This is a genomic window from Streptomyces sp. B15, assembly GCF_018070605.1.
Lineage (GTDB): Bacteria > Actinomycetota > Actinomycetes > Streptomycetales > Streptomycetaceae > Streptomyces > Streptomyces smyrnaeus.
Map to the genome: position 1 here is coordinate 39,854 of NZ_JAGPXJ010000025.1, position 19,816 is coordinate 59,669.

The 19,816-nt window shown below is 71.7% G+C and carries 14 protein-coding genes and 2 pseudogenes; 3 read left to right on the forward strand and 13 right to left on the reverse strand.

Going from position 1 to position 19,816, the window contains the following annotated elements; genetic code table 11:
- Nucleotides 1–72: 72 nt before the first annotated feature.
- Entirely contained in the window at nucleotides 73–2,973 is a 2,901-nt protein-coding gene (gene topA, locus KBY19_RS14255; RefSeq protein ID WP_210965896.1) for a type I DNA topoisomerase, read from the reverse strand.
- 239 nt (nucleotides 2,974–3,212) lie between these two features.
- On the opposite strand from topA, the gene KBY19_RS14260 reads away from it, so the two are divergent.
- Together KBY19_RS14260 and KBY19_RS14265 are read left to right on the forward strand one after the other, a co-directional pair.
- The gene (locus tag KBY19_RS14260) at nucleotides 3,213–3,608 is read left to right on the forward strand and encodes a TM2 domain-containing protein (RefSeq protein ID WP_180289719.1); all 396 of its coding nucleotides are present in this window, start codon (nucleotides 3,213–3,215) and stop codon (nucleotides 3,606–3,608) included.
- 54 nt (nucleotides 3,609–3,662) lie between these two features.
- Entirely contained in the window at nucleotides 3,663–4,088 is a 426-nt protein-coding gene (locus tag KBY19_RS14265; protein ID WP_185017782.1) for a DUF2752 domain-containing protein, read from the forward strand.
- 23 nt (nucleotides 4,089–4,111) lie between these two features.
- Here KBY19_RS14265 and KBY19_RS14270 read toward each other — a convergent pair whose 3' ends face one another.
- From KBY19_RS14270 to bldG, 5 genes are all read right to left on the reverse strand, one after another.
- The gene (locus tag KBY19_RS14270; protein ID WP_210957404.1) at nucleotides 4,112–5,749 is read right to left on the reverse strand and encodes a methyltransferase; all 1,638 of its coding nucleotides are present in this window, start codon (nucleotides 5,747–5,749) and stop codon (nucleotides 4,112–4,114) included.
- 164 nt (nucleotides 5,750–5,913) lie between these two features.
- Nucleotides 5,914–6,486, reverse strand: a complete 573-nt coding sequence (locus KBY19_RS14275; RefSeq protein WP_210957403.1) for a small secreted protein — start codon at nucleotides 6,484–6,486, stop codon at nucleotides 5,914–5,916.
- A gap of 424 nt (nucleotides 6,487–6,910) precedes the next feature.
- A complete protein-coding gene (locus tag KBY19_RS14280) occupies nucleotides 6,911–9,346 on the reverse strand; it encodes a sodium-translocating pyrophosphatase (protein ID WP_099883243.1) in 2,436 nt (811 codons plus the stop codon).
- An 807-nt stretch (nucleotides 9,347–10,153) separates the two neighbouring features.
- Nucleotides 10,154–10,738 carry an ATP-binding protein gene (locus KBY19_RS14285; RefSeq protein ID WP_099883242.1) on the reverse strand — a complete coding sequence of 195 codons (585 nt, stop codon included), beginning with the start codon at nucleotides 10,736–10,738 and terminating at the stop codon, nucleotides 10,154–10,156.
- Nucleotides 10,739–10,872: 134 nt separating this feature from the next.
- Entirely contained in the window at nucleotides 10,873–11,214 is a 342-nt protein-coding gene (gene bldG / locus KBY19_RS14290; protein WP_016473000.1) for an anti-sigma factor antagonist BldG, read from the reverse strand.
- Nucleotides 11,215–11,605: 391 nt separating this feature from the next.
- Here bldG and KBY19_RS14295 point away from each other — a divergent pair.
- Nucleotides 11,606–14,000: pseudogene (locus KBY19_RS14295) on the forward strand (DEAD/DEAH box helicase).
- Between the two features lie 101 nt (nucleotides 14,001–14,101).
- Here KBY19_RS14295 and KBY19_RS36485 read toward each other — a convergent pair.
- The 7 genes and pseudogenes from KBY19_RS36485 to ssd form a co-directional block, all read right to left on the reverse strand.
- A pseudogene (locus tag KBY19_RS36485) lies at nucleotides 14,102–14,419 on the reverse strand (Rv3654c family TadE-like protein); the annotation flags it as partial.
- Nucleotides 14,403–14,738, reverse strand: a complete 336-nt coding sequence (locus KBY19_RS14305) for a TadE family type IV pilus minor pilin (RefSeq protein WP_210957401.1) — start codon at nucleotides 14,736–14,738, stop codon at nucleotides 14,403–14,405. The pseudogene KBY19_RS36485 and the gene KBY19_RS14305, both read right to left, overlap by 17 nt.
- Before the next feature lie 106 nt (nucleotides 14,739–14,844).
- Nucleotides 14,845–15,042 (reverse strand): DUF4244 domain-containing protein, encoded by a 198-nt coding sequence (locus KBY19_RS14310; protein ID WP_247690980.1) that lies wholly within the window; start codon nucleotides 15,040–15,042, stop codon nucleotides 14,845–14,847.
- Nucleotides 15,043–15,177: 135 nt separating this feature from the next.
- A complete protein-coding gene (locus KBY19_RS37230) occupies nucleotides 15,178–15,849 on the reverse strand; it encodes a type II secretion system F family protein (protein ID WP_307843512.1) in 672 nt (223 codons plus the stop codon).
- Nucleotides 15,850–16,028: 179 nt separating this feature from the next.
- The gene (locus KBY19_RS14320; RefSeq protein WP_099883238.1) at nucleotides 16,029–17,087 is read right to left on the reverse strand and encodes a type II secretion system F family protein; all 1,059 of its coding nucleotides are present in this window, start codon (nucleotides 17,085–17,087) and stop codon (nucleotides 16,029–16,031) included.
- Complete coding sequence (locus KBY19_RS14325; protein ID WP_307843513.1) at nucleotides 17,084–18,472, reverse strand: TadA family conjugal transfer-associated ATPase; 1,389 nt, start codon at nucleotides 18,470–18,472, stop codon at nucleotides 17,084–17,086. Before KBY19_RS14325 ends, KBY19_RS14320 begins: the two co-directional genes overlap by 4 nt.
- Nucleotides 18,473–18,507: 35 nt before the next feature.
- Nucleotides 18,508–19,725 (reverse strand): septum site-determining protein Ssd, encoded by a 1,218-nt coding sequence (gene ssd / locus KBY19_RS14330; RefSeq protein WP_210965897.1) that lies wholly within the window; start codon nucleotides 19,723–19,725, stop codon nucleotides 18,508–18,510.
- Nucleotides 19,726–19,816: the final 91 nt, after the last annotated feature.

A 19,816-nucleotide genomic window follows, 5' to 3' on the forward strand; every position in this document is an offset into this window, starting at 1 on the left:
CGCTGCTCAGCGGCGCCTTCGGGGTCACTCCTGTGAAGTGTTCTCCGAAGAAGCGGACTTCTCGGCGGCCGACTACTCGGCGGCCGACTTCTTGGTGGCGGTCTTCTTGGTGGCCGTCTTCTTGGTGGCCGTCTTCTTCGCAGCCGTCTTCTTGGCCGCCGTCTTCGTCGCCGTGGTTTTCTTCGCCGCGGTCTTCTTCGCAGCCGTCTTCTTGCTGGCCGTCTTCTTCGCGGTGGTCTTCTTCGCGGTGGTCTTCTTGGCTGCGGTCTTCTTCTTCGCGGGGCCCTTCGCCCGCTTGTCGGCCAGCAGCTCGAAGCCCCGCTCCGGGGTGATCGTCTCGACGTCGTCGTCCCGCCGCAGCGTCGCGTTCGTCTCGCCGTCCGTCACATACGGACCGAAACGGCCGTCCTTGACCACCACGGGGCGCTCCGTCTCCGGATCGTTCCCCAGCTCCTTGAGCGGCGGCTTGGCCGCAGCACGGCCGCGCTGCTTCGGCTTGGAGTAGATCTCCAGCGCCTCGTCCAGCGTGATGTTGAAGATCTGTTCCTCGCTCTCCAGCGAGCGCGAGTCGGTGCCCTTCTTCAGATAGGGCCCGTAGCGCCCGTTCTGAGCGGTGATCTCGTTGCCGGACTCGGGGTCGACGCCGACGACACGCGGCAGCGACAGCAGCTTGAGCGCGTCCTGCAGCGTGACGGTGTCCAGCGACATCGAGCGGAACAGGGAGGCGGTCCGCGGCTTGACCGCGTTCTTGCCCGTCTTCGGCGTGCCCTCGGGCAGCACCTCGGTGACGTACGGCCCGTACCGCCCGTCCCGCGCGACGATCGGGCGGCCGGACTCCGGGTCGGTTCCCAGTTCGAAGTCGCCGCTGGGCTTGTCCAGCAGTTCCTTGGCGTAGTCGACCGTCAGCTCGTCCGGGGGCAGGTCGTCGGGGACGTCCGCGCGCCGGCCCGGCTCGCCCTCCTTCTCGCTGGGCCCCTCCACATACGGACCGTAGCGGCCGACACGCAGGGTGATGCCTTCGCCGACGGGGAAGGAGGAGACGCCCTTGGCGTCGATCGCGCCGAGGTCGGAGACGAGCTCCTTGAGCCCGCCGAGGTGGTCGCCGTCGCCGTTGCCCGCTGCCGCGGCCTCACCGGTCGCGGACTCGCCGCCCTCGCCGAAGTAGAAGCGCCGCAGCCACGGCACGGCCTCGGCGCTGCCCGCCGCGATGCGGTCGAGGTCGTCCTCCATCTTGGCGGTGAAGTCGTAGTCGACGAGCCGGCCGAAGTGCTTCTCCAGCAGCCCGACCACGGCGAAGCTCAGGAAGGACGGCACCAGCGCGGTGCCCTTCTTGAAGACGTAGCGCCGGTCCAGGATGGTGCTGATGATGGAGGCGTAGGTGGACGGACGCCCGATCTCCCGCTCTTCCAGCTCCTTGACCAGCGTGGCCTCGGTATAGCGGGCCGGCGGCTTGGTGGCGTGGCCGTCGACGGACATCTCCGCGGCGCGCAGCGGGTCGCCCTCGGCGACCTGGGGCAGCCGCCGCTCGCGGTCGTCGAGCTCCGCGTTGGGGTCGTCGGCGCCTTCCACGTAGGCCTTGAGGAAGCCGTGGAAAGTGATGATCTTGCCGGTGGCGCTGAACTCGGCGTCCCGGCCGTCGGCGGAGCGACCGCCGACCTTCACCGTCACCGACTGGCCCACGGCGTCCTTCATCTGCGAGGCGACGGTCCGCTTCCAGATCAGCTCGTAGAGCCTGAACTGGTCGCCGGTCAGCCCCGTCTCGGCGGGCGTACGGAAGCGGTCGCCGGAGGGGCGGATCGCCTCGTGCGCCTCCTGCGCGTTCTTGACCTTGCCGGCGTAGGTGCGCGGCTTGTCCGGCAGGTAGTCGGCGCCGTAGAGCTGGGTCACCTGGGCGCGGGCCGCGGACACGGCGGTGTCGGAGAGCGTCGTGGAGTCCGTACGCATATAGGTGATGAAGCCGTTCTCGTACAGCTTCTGCGCCACCTGCATGGTGGACTTGGCGCCGAACCCGAGCTTGCGGCTCGCCTCCTGCTGGAGGGTGGTCGTACGGAAGGGCGCGTACGGGGAGCGGCGGTAGGGCTTGGACTCGACGGAGCGGACCGCGAAGTCGGTGTCCTCCAGCGCGGCGGCCAGGCCGCGGGCGCCCTCCTCGTCCAGGTGGAGCACCGCGGACGGGTCCTTGAGCTGCCCGTCGGAGCCGAAGTCGCGGCCCTGTGCGACGCGGCGGCCGTCCACCGTCGTCAGCCGGGCGCCGAACGTACCCGGGTCTCCCGCGGCACCCGTTCCCGCCGAGGCATCCCCCGCGTGCCCCGTCGCGAACGTGCCGGTCAGGTCCCAGTACTCGGCGGAGCGGAACGCCATGCGCTCGCGCTCCCGCTCCACGACCAGCCGGGTGGCCACGGACTGCACCCGGCCCGCCGACAGCCGCGGCATGACCTTCTTCCACAGCACGGGTGAGACCTCGTACCCGTACAGCCGGTCGAGGATGCGGCGGGTCTCCTGTGCGTCGACCAGCCGCTGGTTGAGGTCGCGAGGGTTACGGACGGCGTTTTGGATGGCGTCCTTGGTGATCTCGTGGAAGACCATCCGCTTGACCGGGACCTTGGGCTTGAGCACCTCTTGCAGATGCCAGGCGATGGCCTCGCCCTCGCGGTCCTCGTCAGTGGCCAGCAGCAGCTCGTCGGATTCGGCCAGCAGCTCCTTGAGCTTCTTGACCTGGTCCTTCTTGTCGCTGTTGACGACGTACAGCGGCTCGAAATCGTGGTCGACATTGACGCCGAGGCGGGCCCAGGGCTCGCCCTTGTACTTCGCGGGAACCTCGGCCGCACCGCCCGGGAGGTCGCGGATGTGCCCGACACTGGCCTCGACAACGTAGCCGGGGCCGAGATAGCCCTTGATCGTCTTGGCCTTGGCAGGCGACTCGACGATCACAAGTCGGCGCCCCCCATTTGCTGTCTCGTGGGTCGGGGACAACTTCTGCTCTTCTCTCCGGTCGGTATCGGGTTCGGTATCAGGTTCGGTATGAGTCGGTATCAATATCGCTGCATTGCTATCGCTGCGGAGTGTGACGGTACCTCCCGCCCCCATGTCAAACGGGAAAAGTCCGCAACGCCACTCGAACGGTAACCCGACAACCAGCCGTCCCGCCGCCGGAAGGCTCTGGCAACATGTCGGGGGCACATCACCAGGTACCGCTCGACCTCGGAGGTCTTGTGTCCGACCCGAATCAGCCCGGCTACGGTTACCCGCAGCAGCCGGGCCAGAACCCGTACAGCCAGCAGCAGCCCGGCCAGCCGGGCTACGGCTACCCGCAGCAGCAGCCGATGGGCGCCGTCCCTCCCGGCCAGTACACCGGAGATCCGAACGCGCCGTACGGTTACGACCCGTACGGGCGTCCGCTCTCCGACAAGTCCAAGATCGTCGCCGGTGTGCTCCAGCTGTTCATCGGCGGTCTGGGCATCGGCCGCTTCTACACCGGTCACATCGGCATGGGCATAGCCCAGCTGTTCACCTGCGGTGGGATGGGCATCTGGGCGCTGGTCGACGGAATCATGTTCCTGACCAGCGACAGCCGCACCGACGCCCAGGGCCGTATTCTGCGTGGCTGAGGCTTCGCACGCCCCGGGGGAGGGCGACGCGACACGAGGGGAGGCACTGGCCACATGGCGATAACCAACGTCCCTGCTGCCGTGGGCCGACTCCGCGCCGCCCTCTCCCACCCGGCCGCCCCGCCGCTCGCCACGGCGGCGGCGGGCCTGGCGGGCGCCTGCTACCTGTGGGGCACCAACCCCCACGAGTCCGGCGCCTGGCTGCCGCGCTGCCCCTTCAACTGGGCCACCGGGCTGCTCTGCCCGGCCTGCGGGGGCACGCGTATGGCCTACGACCTGATGCACGGCGACCTGGCGGCCGCCCTGCACGACAACGCCGCACTGCTCACGGTCGGCCTGCCCGTCGCCTGCTATCTGTCGGGGCGCTGGCTCTACGAAGGGCTGCGCGGACGCCGCTACGCGCCCCGTATGACCACCCGCGGCAAAGTGGCCGTACTGAGTGCGGCCGTCGCCTGGACGGTGGCCCGCAATCTGCTCTGACCCGTACCGCGGTACGGCCGCCGTCAGTCCAGCACCGGCGACAGGAACCCCTGCTCGACCAGGAGCCTGATCGACTCCGGCGTCCGCGCCCGCAGCTCGGCCGGGTCCTCGCCGAGCAACTGGCCGATGGCGTCCAGGATCCGCCCCGCGCTCAGCGTCCCGTCGCACACCCCGGCGAACCCGGCACCGACCGTGTCCACCGTCGTCGCCCGCCGCATCCCGCGGTTCTGCCGCAGCACCACGTACTCGGGGTCCTCCGCGCCCGGCGCTCCCACCTGTTCCTGCACCACCTCGTCCGCGAGCACGAAGCGGTGCTCCAGCAGCGCCCCGTCGTGCGTACGGCGCAGAAAGTCCTGCCGCTCGAAGTGGTCCCGGATCACCTCGCCGAGAGGCTGCTCGACCGGGTGCGGCCACTCCTCGGCGAGCACCGAGGGGCGCTCGGCGTCCGAGCGCCGCAGCACGACCCAGCCGAAACCGACGGCCGTGGTGCCCCGCGCCGCGAACTCCTCCAGCCAGGCGTCGTAGCGCGCCGCGTACGCGGCCGGGTCGCCCTGGTGGTCCCCCGCGTCGCGCAGCCACAGCTCCGCGTACTGGGTGACGTCCTGGACCTCCCGCTGGACGATCCACGCGTCGCACCCGGGCGGCACCCATCCGCAGACGCGCTCGCGCCAGTCCGCACCCTCCTGGTGCTCCCAGTTGGCCAGCAGCTGGCAGTAGCCGCCCGGGGCCAGCTGGCGGGCCGCCTGCTGGACGAGGGTGCGGCACATGTCGTCCCCCGCCATGCCACCGTCCCGATAGGTGAGCCGGGCGCCCGGGGAGATCACGAAGGGCGGGTTGGAGACGATCAGATCGTACGGTTCCTCGTCCGCCACCGGCTCGAACAGCGAGCCCTCCCGCAACTCCGGTTCCGGGGCACCCGACAGCGCCAGGGTCAGGCGCGCGAACCGCAGCGCGCGCGCATTGACGTCCGTGGCGGTGACGTGCGTCGCGAAACGACTGGCGTGCAGCGCCTGGATCCCCGACCCGGTGCCGAGGTCGAGCGCGCGAGCGACAGGAGTGGGGACCATCAGCCCGGCAAGGGTCGTGGAAGCGCCCCCGACGCCGAGTACGACGTCCTGGCCTGGGCTCCCCTCACCGGCCTCGCGCGGACCGCCCACGCCGCCGGCACCGCCGACCGCGCATCCCCGGTCGCTGACGACCCACCAGTCCTCGCCCCCCGGGCCGCTGTAGGGGCGCACATCGACGGTGGCGCGTACGGCGGCGGGGGTGCCGGCGGCCGCGGGGGTGCCGGCGGCCGCGGGGGTGCTGGTCGCTCCGTCGGCGGCGGCCGCGGCGTCGCCCTGGAACGGGTCCGCACCCGGCGCCCGTTCCAGCCAGCGATCGGACAGCGCCTCGTCGACGGGCAGCACGGCCCGCGCGCTGCCGTACGGCACCGCCTGCTGCAGCAGGAAGAGCCGCGTCAGCGTCTCCAACGGGCCCCCGCCGCGGGTGGCGCGCAGCGCCGGGACGGTCTCACCACGGGCGAGCGCCGCGTAGGCGGAGGCGCCCAGTACGTCGAGGAGGCCGTCGGCGGTGAAACCGGCCGCGGTCAGCGCCTCCCGCAGTCGGCGGGTGCTCTCGGTCGTGGGCTCGGGAAGTGCGTCAGTGCTCACCCGCGCCATTCTCCTTCGCTCCCGGGCCGCCTTGCCTTCGGGGGCATGGGGGATCGCGCCTTCATGGGCATCAGGACGCCTTCGACGGCCTGTGGGGCCTTCGACGACGTAGAAGCCTTCGACGGCGTGGGGTTCGACGAGGCAGGGATTCGACGGCGTGGGTGACCGCGTCCTCAGGACCCGTCCTTGGTGACGCCCGTCTTCTTGCAGCTCTCCTGCTTGGCCATCGCCTTGCCGACCTCGCCCTTCTGGAGCCGCTGCAGCGCCTTGTCGCCGCTCTGCCCCAGGGACTTGAGTTTGGCCGCCAGCTTGTCGAGGCCCTCGTCGAACTTGTCGCCCGTGGGCAGCTTCTCGGCGGCGACCTTGAGTTCCTGGTACTCGCCGGAGATGCGGTTCAGCTCCTTGACGGCGTCCTTCTGGAGCTTCTCGCCGTCGTCCACGGGCGGAGCGCCCGCCTTCTTGACCGCACGTGCCATCGCCTTGTAGGCGTCGGAGACCTTCTGGAATCCGGCGGCGTCGGCCTTCTTGACCTCCTCGGGCGGCTTGCTCGCCTGTGAGGCCTCCGCGATCGAGGCATTGGCCTGATCGATCTTGTTGAGCTGGGGCTGGAGGTCGTCGCAGACCTGCTTGGCCCAGTCGTCCGTCTTGCCACTGTCGTCGCTGCAACCAGTCAGCGCGAGCACGAGCGCCGCACCGCTGGACAGCGCCGCCGCGAGCTTCTTGTTCACCGGATCGGTCCCTTCCATGGCTGTTCGGCCCGGAACATACACGCCAGGGAGGGAGTGGCGGCGAGCCGGAAGAACCCTATGTCTACTATTGCAGCCATTTGCACCAACAGCGTGGTGCGACATTGCAGACATTCTTCGATACCCGACGGGGGCACGCGGAGCATCCGACGGGAGCGAGCCGGGCACACACAGCGGCGGGCGGGACGTCAAAACGCCCCGCCCGCCCACCGGTTGACTTACGCTGTGCCACTTTCGTTGTGCGATTCTCGTTGTGCGGCTTTCGCTGTGCGACTTCCGCTGTGCGGCTTTCGCCGTGTGACTTTTCCTACGTGACTGCCGCTGTGCGACTGCCGCGTACGGCTGCCGCGTACGGCTGCCGCCACGAGCTGTCGCCGTGCCGGCCCATCGGTGTGAGCGGCCGTCAGGTGACGCCGTCAGGTGGCTAGGAGGCAGCCACCGGATCCACCGGGTCCGCCGGATCGGCCGGAGGCTGAGGCGGCTTGATCGTCCGCTCGGCCGGGCTCTCCTCCGTCACGGCGACACCCCGGCGCTTGGAGATGTAGACGGCGCCGACGATGACCGCCACGGCCACCATCGAGACCACCACCCGCACGCCCACGCTCTTGTCCTGGCCGTAGCTGAACTGCACCACGGCGGGCGCGATCAGCAGGGCCACCAGGTTCATCACCTTCAGCAGCGGGTTGATCGCCGGGCCCGCGGTGTCCTTGAACGGGTCGCCGACCGTGTCGCCGATGATCGTGGCCTCGTGGGCCTCGCTGCCCTTGCCTCCGTGGTGGCCGTCCTCCACCAGCTTCTTCGCGTTGTCCCAGGCGCCGCCCGAGTTCGCGAGGAAGACGGCCATCAGGGTGCCGGCGCCGATCGCGCCCGCCAGGAACGCCGCCAGCGCGCCCACCCCGAAGGTGAAGCCGACCAGGATCGGCGCCATCACGGCCAGCAGCCCCGGCGTCGTCAGCTCGCGCAGCGCGTCCTTGGTGCAGATGTCCACGACCCGGCCGTACTCCGGCTTCTCGGAGTAGTCCATGATGCCGGGGCGCTCCCGGAACTGCCGCCGCACCTCGTAGACGACCGAACCGGCCGAGCGGGAGACGGCGTTGATGGCCAGCCCCGAGAAGAGGAAGACCACCGCGGCCCCGAACATCAGCCCGACGAGCGTGCTGGGCTGTGCGATGTCCACCAGCTCCAGCATCTTGCCCGCTTCCTGGTCCGCGTCGGCCAGCGCGTGCGCCAACTCGGTGCGGTACGACCCGAAGAGCGCGGCGGCGGCGAGCACGGCCGTGGCGATGGCGATGCCCTTGGTGATCGCCTTGGTGGTGTTGCCCACCGCGTCCAGGTCGGTGAGCACCTGCGCGCCCGCGCCCTCGACGTCGCCGGACATCTCGGCGATGCCCTGCGCGTTGTCGGAGACCGGACCGAAGGTGTCCATCGCGACGATCACGCCGACGGTGGTCAGCAGCCCGGTGCCGGCCAGCGCGACGGCGAACAGCGCCAGCATCACGGTGCCGCCGCCCAGCAGGAAGGCTCCGTAGACGCTCAGGCCGATCAGCAGGGCCGTGTAGACGGCCGACTCCAGGCCCAGCGAGATGCCGGACAGCACGACGGTCGCCGGCCCCGTCAGCGAGGTCCTGCCGATGTCCCGTACGGGCTTGCGGGAGGTCTCGGTGAAGTAGCCGGTCAGCTGCTGGATCACGGCGGCGAGCACGATGCCGATGGCGACGGCCACGATGGCCAGGACGCGCGGATCACCGCTGTGTCCGAGGATCTCCTGCGCGTCGTCACCGGAGACGCCCTTGAGGTCCGCGTAGCTGGAGGGCAGGTACGCGAACGCGGCGATGGCCACCAGCACCAGCGAGATCACGGCCGAGATGAAGAAGCCGCGGTTGATCGCCGTCATCCCGCTGCGGTCGGTGCGGCGCGGCGCCACGGCGAACACCCCGATCATGGCGGTGATCACCCCGATGGCGGGAACGATCAGCGGGAAGATCAATCCCTCGTTGCCGAAGACGGCCGTGCCCAGGATGAGCGCGGCCACCAGCGTCACCGCGTACGACTCGAACAGGTCGGCCGCCATACCGGCGCAGTCACCGACGTTGTCGCCGACGTTGTCCGCGATGGTGGCGGCGTTGCGCGGGTCGTCCTCGGGAATCCCCTGTTCGACCTTGCCCACGAGGTCGGCGCCGACATCGGCGGCCTTGGTGAAGATGCCGCCGCCGACTCGCATGAACATCGCGATCAACGCGGCACCGAGACCGAAGCCCTCCAGCACCTTCGGTGCGTCGGCCGCGTAGACGAGCACCACGCACGCGGCACCGAGCAGGCCGAGCCCGACGGTGAACATTCCGACGACACCACCGGTACGAAAAGCGATCTTCATCGCTTTGTGGGAAACGGCGGTGAGATCACCGGACGGTTCCGCCGCACCCGGCGCCGGGGTCGCCTCACGCGCAGCAGCAGCCACACGCACATTGCTGCGTACCGCGAGCCACATGCCGATATAACCGGTGGCCGCTGAGAAACCCGCCCCGACCAGGAAGAACAACGAACGGCCGATCCGCTGTTCCATATCATCGGCCGGCAACAGCATGAGCAGGAAGAAGACAACCACCGCGAATACGCCGAGGGTGCGCAACTGCCGCGCCAGGTAGGCGTTCGCGCCTTCCTGAACGGCGGCAGCGATCTTCTTCATGCTGTCGGTGCCTTCGCCCGCGGCGAGCACTTGTCGTACCAACACCATGGCGACGCCGAGCGCTGCGAGCGCGACAACCGCGATCACGATCGCGAGTCCCCGGTTGCCACTGGTCAGTTCTGCGGCGTCCGCGAGGTGCTGGGGGTGGTGAAGTGGGCTGAGATGCCCCGCCATTCGTCCTCCTTGACGTTTGGCACATGGGCGCGCGCAAGCACGCTCAGGCGTCCTGCTGCAAAGATGTGGACGGATTGTAGGGAGCGCCACTAGATCAAAACAGAGCGCAGCAGCGAGAATTCGCCGGGATCGGCGAAGATCAGCCGTACGGGAAGCGGGTAATTCGCTCGCACGAGGGAATGTGCAAATTCAACTGACCCCGGGAAAACGATCTATCGAGTGAACGAAGAAATCCGGTACGACTGGTTTAGGTGCTGGTCAGAAATACCGAACGAGGTCTTACGAAGATCGGAAATGAAGATCGCGGAAAAGCACGCGAAGGGGTGACCGAAGATCCAGAACCCCGCCCAGGGCTCGCCTCGATGTGGCGGGGTATGACGGGTGAGGATGTGGAGTTTCAGGGGGAGTTCCGGGGAGGACGTGCTTCGGCCCGGCACAGACTGTCCCGAGTTGCGGCCCTCCCGCTTCGGGGCGCGCTTGCGGAGCTCCGGGACTCCGGGGCCCGGGACGAGGACATGGCCCACCTACGGCCCCGGTACGGGGCACAGGGGCCCCGGTAAGGGGCACAGGGGCCCCGGTAAGGGGCACAGGGACGTCACGGTAGACCCGGCGCCTATGGGCCGGGGCTTGCGATGCGGAGCTCGCGATCCGGGGTTTGCGGTCCCGGGCTTGCGGTCCCGGGCTTGCGGTCCCGGGCCAGCAGTCCGGCGCTTCTGCCGGCGGGGTGGGGTAGGGCGCCCGGTCAGGGGGCGGCGAAGGGGCGCCCCCGGCACTAAAGACTCAGGGGGCTCAGGGGGCTCAGGGGATTCAGGGAAGGACGGGCTCCGTCGTGGGCCAGCTCATCCGGATGACGCCGCCGTTCTCGTCGGTCGTCACCTCGACGTCGTCCACCAGCCCGCTGATCACCGCGAGGCCCATCTCGCCGTCGCCCTCGTCCTCCTCGGGTACCGGCTCGGGGATCTCGTCCCGCGCACCGGGCATCAGCGCTCCCTCGGCCTCCACCAGACCGCCGCCCCCGCCGACGGGACCGTTGCCGTTCCCGTTGGCCGTGGCCTTTGCCTTGGCGTCGGACGTGGCTCCGGCCTGCGGCGGCCCCGAGGCACCGGCGCCCAGAGTGCCGCCGGGCAGGGTGAAACGCCGGTGCGGCGCCTCGTCCCCCACCTCGATCGAGAACTTCTTCTCGTCCTCGATGAGCGACACCCGCACCGGGCTGCCGATGCCATGGCTCATGTGCAGCCCCACGGCACGCGTGCACGCCTCGCCGACGGCCAGCCGCACCTCGTCGAGCACGGCTTCGTCGACCCCGGCCCGCCGCGCCACGGCGGCGGCCACCAGCCGCGCCGTACGGACGTGCTCCGGCAGCGCACTGAAGAGCAGCTCAACGGTGGCCATGCCATCCCCCTCGGTCTTCCCTGAGTGTCTGTGTGGTCCGTCCGGGGCTCGGAGCCCGACCCCGACGGCCGCCCACCAGTCAACCGGCAAGCCGCCGGACCACCCCACGCGGGGGCGGACCGACGGCCCGCACATCAGTCAGTGGCCGCTACGGCCTCGTCGACCGAGGAGTGGATCGGGAACACCTTCGTCAGACCGGTGATCCGGAAGATCTTGAGAATGCGCTCCTGGTTGCAGACCAGGCGCAGCGAGCCCTCGTGGGCACGCACCCGCTTGAGCCCGCCGACGAGCACGCCGAGCCCGGTGGAGTCGAGGAAGTCGACGCCCTCCATGTCCACGACGAGGTGGTAACTGCCGTCGTTTACGAGCTCGACCAGTTGCTCGCGCAGCTTGGGCGCGGTGTATACATCAATCTCGCCACCGACCTCGACGATCGTGCGATCGCCGACGGTACGGGTCGACAGGGACAGGTCCACGGATCCTCCAGCACCTTGCTATCGAGCGGTCAGCCCCCTCGGTTCTCCCTCCCCCTGCCCTGACGGAGGGAGGTACCCCCAAAGGACAGGGGACGGATCGGCAGCCGCAGAGGCATTCAATCACTTACCAGCAGGCGAGGACGACGCCTTGCGGCCATTGTCCGCCTCGCCAGTGACACACTCGGTACCGATGGCCAACGAACAGCACACCCGGTCCGCGAGCGTACGCCCGCGAGTCGAGCCCCGCCGCTCGGCCTCCAGCGGCGACCCTCGGGATGTGCTGGCTCGTCTTACCAGGGGGCCGGACCGCGCCGGGCGTGTCACCCATACGGAGCACTTGCCCCCGCGAAACGGTCGCCATGCGCAATGGCCCGACCGGATCCGTCCGGAAGTGATCGATGCCGTGCAACACGCGGGCATCGACCGCCCCTGGGAGCACCAGGCCCGCGCCGCCGCGCACGCCCTGGACGGCGAGTCGGTGATCATTGCCACAGGCACCGCCTCCGGGAAATCCCTCTCCTACCTCGTCCCCGTACTGAGCACTCTGCTGGACGGCTCGGAGGCCCCGAACGGCCGCGGCGCCACCTCGCTCTATCTCGCCCCCACCAAGGCGCTCGCCGCCGACCAGCGGCGCGCCGTCACCGATCTGGCCGCCCCCCTGGGCACGGCGGTACGGGCCGCTGTCTTCGACGGGGACACACCGGTCGAAGAGCGCGAATGGGTACGGCTGTACGCCAACTACGTGCTCACCAACCCCGACATGCTCCACCGCGGCCTGCTGCCCGGCCACAGCCGTTGGTCCTCCTTCCTGCGCGCGCTGCGCTACGTCGTCATCGACGAGTGCCACACCTACCGCGGCGTCTTCGGCTCCCACGTCGCACCAGGTGCTGCGCCGACTGCGCCGACTGTGTGCCCGCTACGGCTCCGAGCCCGTCTTCCTGCTCGCCTCCGCCACCTCGGCCGCGCCGGGCGAGGTGGCCGCCCGGCTCACCGGGGTACGGCCCGTCGAGATCACCGAGGACACCTCCCCCCGTGGTGAGACCGTCTTCGCGCTGTGGGAGCCGCCGCTGACCGAGCTGGAGGGCGAGCGCGGCGCCCCCGTCCGCCGCACCGCCACCGCCGAGGCCGCCGAGCTCCTCACCGACCTCGCCACCCAGGGCGTACGCACCGTCGCCTTCGTCCGCTCCCGTCGCGGTGCCGAGCTGATCTCCCTCATCGCACAGGACCGCCTGGCCGCCGTCCCCGCCCCCCGCCGACCCGGCACCGCCGAGGATGCCCCGACGGGGGCCGACGGGGCCGGCGGGGCCGGGGCGGCCGAGGTCGCCGCCACGGTGCCGGACGAGGTCGGCGCTGCGGTGCCGGACGGGGACGGGGCCGCGGGGTCCGGCCCGGGCGGGGACGGGGCCGCAGGGTCCGGCCCGGGCGGCGTGGTGTCGGCGGGTGGTCGGCGAGGTGGGCTGTCCTCGCGGATCGCGGCCTACCGCGGCGGCTACCTGCCCGAGGAACGGCGTGCCCTGGAACGGGCACTGCACACCGGCGAGCTGCTGGGGCTCGCCGCCACGAACGCGCTGGAACTCGGCATCGACATCTCAGGGCTGGATGCCGTCCTCATCACCGGTTATCCCGGCACCCGCGCCTCCCTCTGGCAGCAGGCCGGCCGGGCCGGGCGGGCCGGTCAGGGGGCGCTGGCCATCATGATCGCCCGGGACGAACCGCTGGACACCTATCTCGTCCACCACCCCGACTCCGTCTTCCGCACCCCCGTCGAGTCCACCGTCCTGGACCCGCACAACCCCTATGTCCTGGCTCCCCACCTGTGCGCAGCCGCAGCCGAGATCCCGCTCACCGAGGCCGACTTCGACCTCTTCGGGCCCGAGACCGCGCAGCTGCTGAGCAAGCTCGAACAGCGCAAGCTGCTCCGCCGCCGCAGCTCCGGCTGGCACTGGACCCGCAAGGAGCGCGCCGCCGATCTGACCGACATCCGCGGCAGCGGCGGAAAGCCGGTGCAGGTGGTGGAGGCCGGCACGGGCCGACTGCTGGGCACCGTCGACGCCGGCGCCGCGCACACCACCGTCCACGAGGGCGCGGTCCATCTGCACCAGGGCCGTACCTATGTGGTGCGACAGCTCGACCTCGAGGACCGCGCCGCGCTCGTCGAGGAAGCCAGCCCGCCCTGGACCACGATGGCCCGCGCCACCACCTCGCTCGCCGTGCTGGAGACGGAGGCCGAGGTCCCCTGGGGCGAGGCCCGGCTGTGCTTCGGCTCCGTCGAGGTCACCAACCAGGTCGTCTCCTATCTGCGCCGCCGTCTGATCACCGGAGAGGTGCTCGGCGAGACCAAGCTGGACCTGCCGCCCCGCACCCTGCGCACCCGCGCCGTGTGGTGGACCGTCACCGAGGACCAGCTCGACGCCGCCCGGATCGACCCGGAGATCCTCGCCGGCTCGCTGCACGCCGCGGAGCACGCCGCCATCGGCATGCTGCCGTTGTTCGCCACCTGCGACCGCTGGGACATCGGCGGTGTCTCCATCGCCCTGCATCCCGACACCCTCCTTCCCACCGTCTTCGTCTACGACGGCCAGCCCGGCGGGGCCGGCTTCGCCGAACGGGCCTTCCACACCGCCCGCGCGTGGTTGACCGCCACCCGTGACGCCATCGCCGCCTGCGAGTGCGAGGCGGGCTGCCCCTCCTGCATCCAGTCGCCCAAGTGCGGCAACGCCAACGACCCACTCCACAAGCGCGGCGCCATCCGGCTCCTCACCGAGCTTCTCCGCTCCGCCACCTGACGTCCCTCCTCCACCCCGGCCGAACCGTCCCCGAGCTCGCCTTCCGAGCCGTCGCCCCGCTGGGGCGGACCGTCACGCGGTTCGTCGGCCGGGCCCGCGCGGGACCGGACCCGTGAGCTGTACGGACCCCAGCGCACCCCCGCGTCCAGGTCCGCGACCTCTCCCCGGACCGCGCACCGGGCCACCCGCGCATCCTGTGCCCGCGCCACCCGGCGCGCCGCCGCGCAGGCCCGTGCGGGGCCCGCCGCCGCCCGCTCGGCTGCCGCGAGCGCCGCCAGATCGGCGACGGCACCCGCCCGGTGCCGTACGTACACCGCCTGTCCGAACCCCAGCACCGCCGCGAACACTCCGCACAGCACCACCACGCTCAGCGCCGCCCACACCGAGGCCGACCCCCGGTCGCTACGGAGCCTCGCCACCCCCTGCCCTCCTCTCGTCCAAGGCGACCGCCTCCGACCGCAGCTCCACCGTCAGCGGTCCCGGGCCGACCGTTCTCGCCCGCACCGCGACCCTCACCAGTTCGCCCTCCCTCGTCATCTCCACCCGGGCACCGGGCGGCCCCGCCGACCGCACAGCTCGCGCCACGGCGCCCTCGGGCTCGCCCCGGGCCGCCGCCCGGGCCCCGGCTCGTGCAGCGTCCACACATTGGATTCGCGACACCGCGGCCATCAGCCCCCACAGCAGCCCGGCCACCAGCAGCACCAGTGCCGGAATCACCACGGCCGCCTCGGCGGTCACATAGCCCGCGCACGGATCGCTCCTCCGTAACCGTTCGCCCCGCCTCACGTCCCGACCCGGGCCCCGGCCCACGTCTCCGGGGCCGACGTCACCGGCCACGGTCCGCTCAGAACGGCGCACGGAGTGCCCGCTCGACGAGCCCCTGCAACTCGGCACCCACCGGGCCGCTGTTGACGACCTTGTAGAGCACCGCGGCCAAGGCGACCGCCGCGAGCGTGCCCATCGCGTACTCCGCCGTACTCATCCCCCTGTCCCCGCATGCCCTCCGTGCCGCCCGGGCCCTCTCCCGCAACCGCCGCCGCATCTTCGCCAACACCGCCATGTCCTTCCTCACTTCACACCCGGCTCTTCTGCCACTCTTCTGCCGGCTCTTCTGCTGATCTGCCGTCGGCCCGCTGGCGTCTGCTGCCGATCTGGTTCCGGCGTTCTTCCGGCAGGCTCACCACAGCGACCGTGCGAGCCCCAGCAGTACGGGCACCACACCGACCGTCAGGAACGCCGGCAGGAAGCACAGCCCCAGGGGCCCGGTGACCAGCACCGCCGCCCGTCGCGCGCGGCTGCTGGCGGCCCGCGCCCGACCGCCGCGCAGCTCGGCCGCCAGCCGGGTCACGGACTCCACCGCCGGCACCCCGGCCACCCCCGCCCGCTCCATGCACCGGGCGAACTGCACTCCCCACGGCCGTTCCGCGAACCGGCCCCACACCAGCGCCGGTTCGGCACCCAGGCGCAGCTCCGTCGCGGCCCGCACCAGCCGATCTCCCAACGTGCCTCCCAGCGAGCCCCCGACGGCCTCCGCCGCTCGTTCCGGGCCGGCACCCGCCGCCAGGCAGGCGGCCATCAGCTCCGCGGCCAACGGCAGCTGCGCCTCGGCGGCCCGCTCCGCCGCGCTCCGGGCGTCCTCCGCATCGGCCTGCCGCCGCAGCCATCGCCAGGTGCCCCAGGCAGCCGCACCGCCCATCACCCACCCCACCGGGCCACCGATCAACAACACCCCCAGCACCCCGGAACCAGCGACGCCCGCGCCCTCCCGCACCCGCCTCGTCCCCAGCGCTGCCTCCCACTTCCGTCCGGCCGCCCACCAGCGGCCCCGGCCCGGTGGCTCCCCCGCCACCACGCCTCCCCTCGCGGCTTCCCTCGCCGGACCGCACACCAGATGTGCTCGTCGGCGTACTGCCCTCTCCCGCTGGACCACCTCCATAACCCCCCGCACGCACCAGGCCGTCGCCAGCACCGCCACTACGGCCGGGCCCCACATCCACACCCTGGGGACAACCTCCGCCCACCCGACGCTCACCCCGACCAACTCCCCGTCGGGCCCGCCGCTCGCTCCGTCGACGCCATCCCGCCCTTCGTCGGTACCGCCCCGTCCCTCGTCGGCTTCGCGCCGTGGTCCGTCGGCTTCGCCTCGCTCGTCTTTCCAGGTTCCTCGGCGCCTTCGGCGGAGCGCACGATGCGGGCGACCCAGAGCAGCCCGGCCCACTCCAGCAACAGTCCGACCGTCAGACAGAGGAAACCGGCAGGGGTGTGCAGCAGGATCCACAACGGATCGGCCTCCATGGCCGCGCCCATGGCCAGTCCGAAGACGGGCAGCAGCGCGAGCACCAGTGCGGTGGAGCGGGGACCGGCCAGTTGTGTCCGCAACTCCTCGCGCTGCTCTCCTCGGGCGCGCACTGCTGCGGCCACTTTCTCCAGCCCCTCGGCCAGACCCGCCCCGCCTTCGACCGCCACCTGCCAGCAGGCTGCTGCCCCGGCCAGCCCCTCGGCGCCGGGCAGCAGTGCCGCCTGCCGTAGCGCCCCGGGTACGTCACCGCCGAACCGGGCCGCGGCCAGAACCGCTGCGCCCTCGTCCCCGAAGCGCCGCACCACTGTGCGGTCGACTGCCAGCAGCGCGCCGTCGGGCTGCCGTCCCGCCCGCAGTTCCCCCGCCGCTGCCGCGCACAGCTCCACCACGGCTCCCTCGCGCTCCTGGGCCGCCCGGTCGGCGGCGCGCCGCCGCAGTCGGCTGCGCACCAGGGGAACAGCGGCCAGCGCGGCCAACAGCGGAATCCACGACCGCCCCAGCAGTGCCACCAGGAGTCCTGCCGGCAGACACCACCACTCGGGACCGGCCCGCTCGCCCAGGCGGCGACGCGTCGCCGCAGTGGCCTGCCGCCACCAGCCGGGCGGCTCGAAGGCCGACCGTCGTGCCGCTGCCTCCCCTCCGCCCGCGAGCAACAGCCTTGCCCGCCGCACTCCGTTCTGCCGTCCCGTCATCAACCAGGCCGCTGCCCCCGCGCACACCATCGCCGCGTACGCGGCGTATGCCACAGCGGGCTCCGTCCCGGCCGTTCCGCCGATCGCCCCCGTCATCGAACGCTCCTTTGAGATGGCGCCGCTGCCCACCGCTGCCACGGCCCCGCTGCCGCCCCACTCCGTGCACGGGCCGACTCGCCGACCACTCCCGCAGGCGACCGCCTGTCGGTGCCGCCGTCGGTGGGGACGTCGGTGGGAGGGAGGACGCTGCCCCCGCCGTCGTCGGCGTGGCGCCGTGCGCACAGTTCTTCCAGTCGCCGCCAGCCTCGTTCGGGTACGAATCCGTTGGCTGCGGCTGCGCTCCGACGGTCGTGCGGGCCGCTCCATACGGCGGCCGGTACCGTCGTCACCAGCCCGGCGGCATCCCGCTCCAGCACATGGATCTGTGCGATCCGGCGGGTGCCGTCGCGTCCCCGGACCAGATGCACGATCACATCCAGCGCCGCCGCCAACTGGCTGTGCAGCGCCGCCCTGTCGAGTCCCGCGGTGCTGCCCAGGGCCTCGAGGCGGGCCGGGACATCGGTGGCGGCGTTCGCGTGCACGGTGCCGCAGCCGCCCTCATGGCCGGTGTTCAAAGCAGCCAGCAGGTCCGTCACTTCCGGCCCCCGTACCTCTCCCACGACGAGCCTGTCGGGCCGCATGCGCAGCGCCTGCCGTACCAGGTCGCGCAGTTCCACCCGGCCCACGCCCTCCTGGTTGGCCGGGCGTGCCTCCAGTCGCACCACGTGGGGGTGGTCGGGGCGCAGCTCCGCCGAGTCCTCGGCGAGGACGATGCGTTCGTCCGGGCCGACCAGCCCCAGCAGGGTGGACAGCAGTGTCGTCTTGCCGGAGCCCGTTCCACCGCTGACGACGAAGGAGAGCCGGGCGTCCAGCACAGCCCGCAGCAGCCGCTCTCCGCCGGGTGGCACCGTCCCCGCGGCGACGAGTTCGTCCAGGCCGAACGCCCGGGGGCGCACCACCCGCAGGGACAGGCAGGTGGAGCCCACCGCCACCGGAGGCAGCACCGCGTGCAGCCGGGTGCCGTCCGGGAGTCGGGCGTCGACCCAGGGGCGGGCGTCGTCGAGCCGACGTCCTGCCGAGGTCGACAACCGCTGCGCGAGTCTGCGGATGGCGGCGGCGTCGGGGAAACGCACCCGGGTGAGCTCCAGGCCGCGCCCCCTGTCGACCCAAACCTGGTCGGGAGCGGTCACCAGCACGTCGGTGACCTCCGGGTCCGCCAGCAGTGGTTCCAGCGGGCCGGCTCCGACGAGCTCGGAACGCAGAGCTTCGACGACGCCCAGCACCGCGCTGTCTCCCATCAGCCGTCCCTGTGCCCGCAGTACGGCTGCCACCCGCGCCGGGGTCGGTTCGGCTCCGGCCTCGGCGAGGCTGCGCCGCACCGAATCCAGCAGCCGAGTGCCCGCTCCTGTGGTGTCCGTGGACGGCGGCGCCGCGCCCGGCACCGCGACGGTGCCCCGCAAGTTCTTGTCCACGCCGGTCACGCCGCGACCCCTCCCCCGCTGAGCACGTGCTCCCAGAAGCCGCCGCAGAAGCGGGCCAGCGGGCCGCCCTTCGCGGAGCCGGGCGGCCTGCCCCGGTCGATGTCCTCCAGCAGGCCGCGCTCCCAGGGCAGCTCCCCGGCCAGTGGCAGCCCGAGAAGACCGGCGACCTCCGCGTCGTCCAGCCCGGAGCCGTGGCCGCGGGCTTCCTGGGGGCCGCCGGGGGGACGCACCACCGCCCGCAGATCGCGGACCACCAGCTGCGTCCGGGCCGCCACCCGGTGCGCCGCTGCGACCGCGCGCAGCTCGGCCGGGACGACGGCCAGCCCGAGGTCGAGTTGCACCAGGGCTTCCGCGACGGTCTCGTCCACCTGCCGGGGGAGGTCGACGACGACCACGCCGCCGTGCCGCCGCGCGGCGGAGAGCACCGACTTCATGGCGTCGGCGGGGACCAGGGCACAATCGCTCCGGTCCCAGCTGAGCAGGCTCAGGTCGTGCGAGCGCGGCAGGGATTCGGCAAGAGCCGCGCCGCCTACCCGGCCCCGGGACTCCACGAAGTCCGGCCAGCGCAAACCCTGTGTCCGCTCCGCGCCCAGCAGGATGTCCAGGCCACCGCCGAGCGGATCGGCGTCGATGAGCGTGGTGCGTTCTCCGGCGCGTGCTGCGGTGAGCGCCAGGGCGCAGGCCAGCGTGGATGCTCCGGCTCCGCCCCGCCCGCCGACGACCCCGACCGTCAGCGCCGCCTGACCGACTCCTTCCAGGGCATCGGCGATGCGGCCAGTCAGCCAGTTCTCCGCGTCGGGCAGCAGGACGACGCTCTCGGCACCGACGCGGACGCCGCGCTCCCAAACGCCGGGGTCGTCCCAGTCCCGTCCCACCAGCAGCACTCCCGGCCGCCGTGGCACCGCTCCACCCGCGCTCGCCGTGCCGTCGCGTCCGGAGGCAGGGGCGGCGCCGGGGCCAAGGGCGTGTGCGGGGTCCGGGGTGTGTCCGGGGTCCGGGGTGTCGCCGAAACCGGTGGCGCCGGCGCAGTCGTCGCCGACGAGCACCAGGGGTGCCCGCTCCCAGGAGGCAGCGCCGCTCCAGGCCGCCCACCCCGCCCGGCTCGTCGGGCCGCCGTGCGCGACGTGTGGCTCCGTCCCGGCGGCTGCGCACAGTCGCAGTAGGTCATCGAGAAGTTCCTCGTCCTCGGTGACAATCAGAATGTTTTCGGCCATGCTCCGGCCCCTCCCCGTCAGTTGGGCACTCGCGTCCGCAAACGGTTGCGGACGCCGACGGGATTCACGGTGCAGCGAACCGGAAAAACTT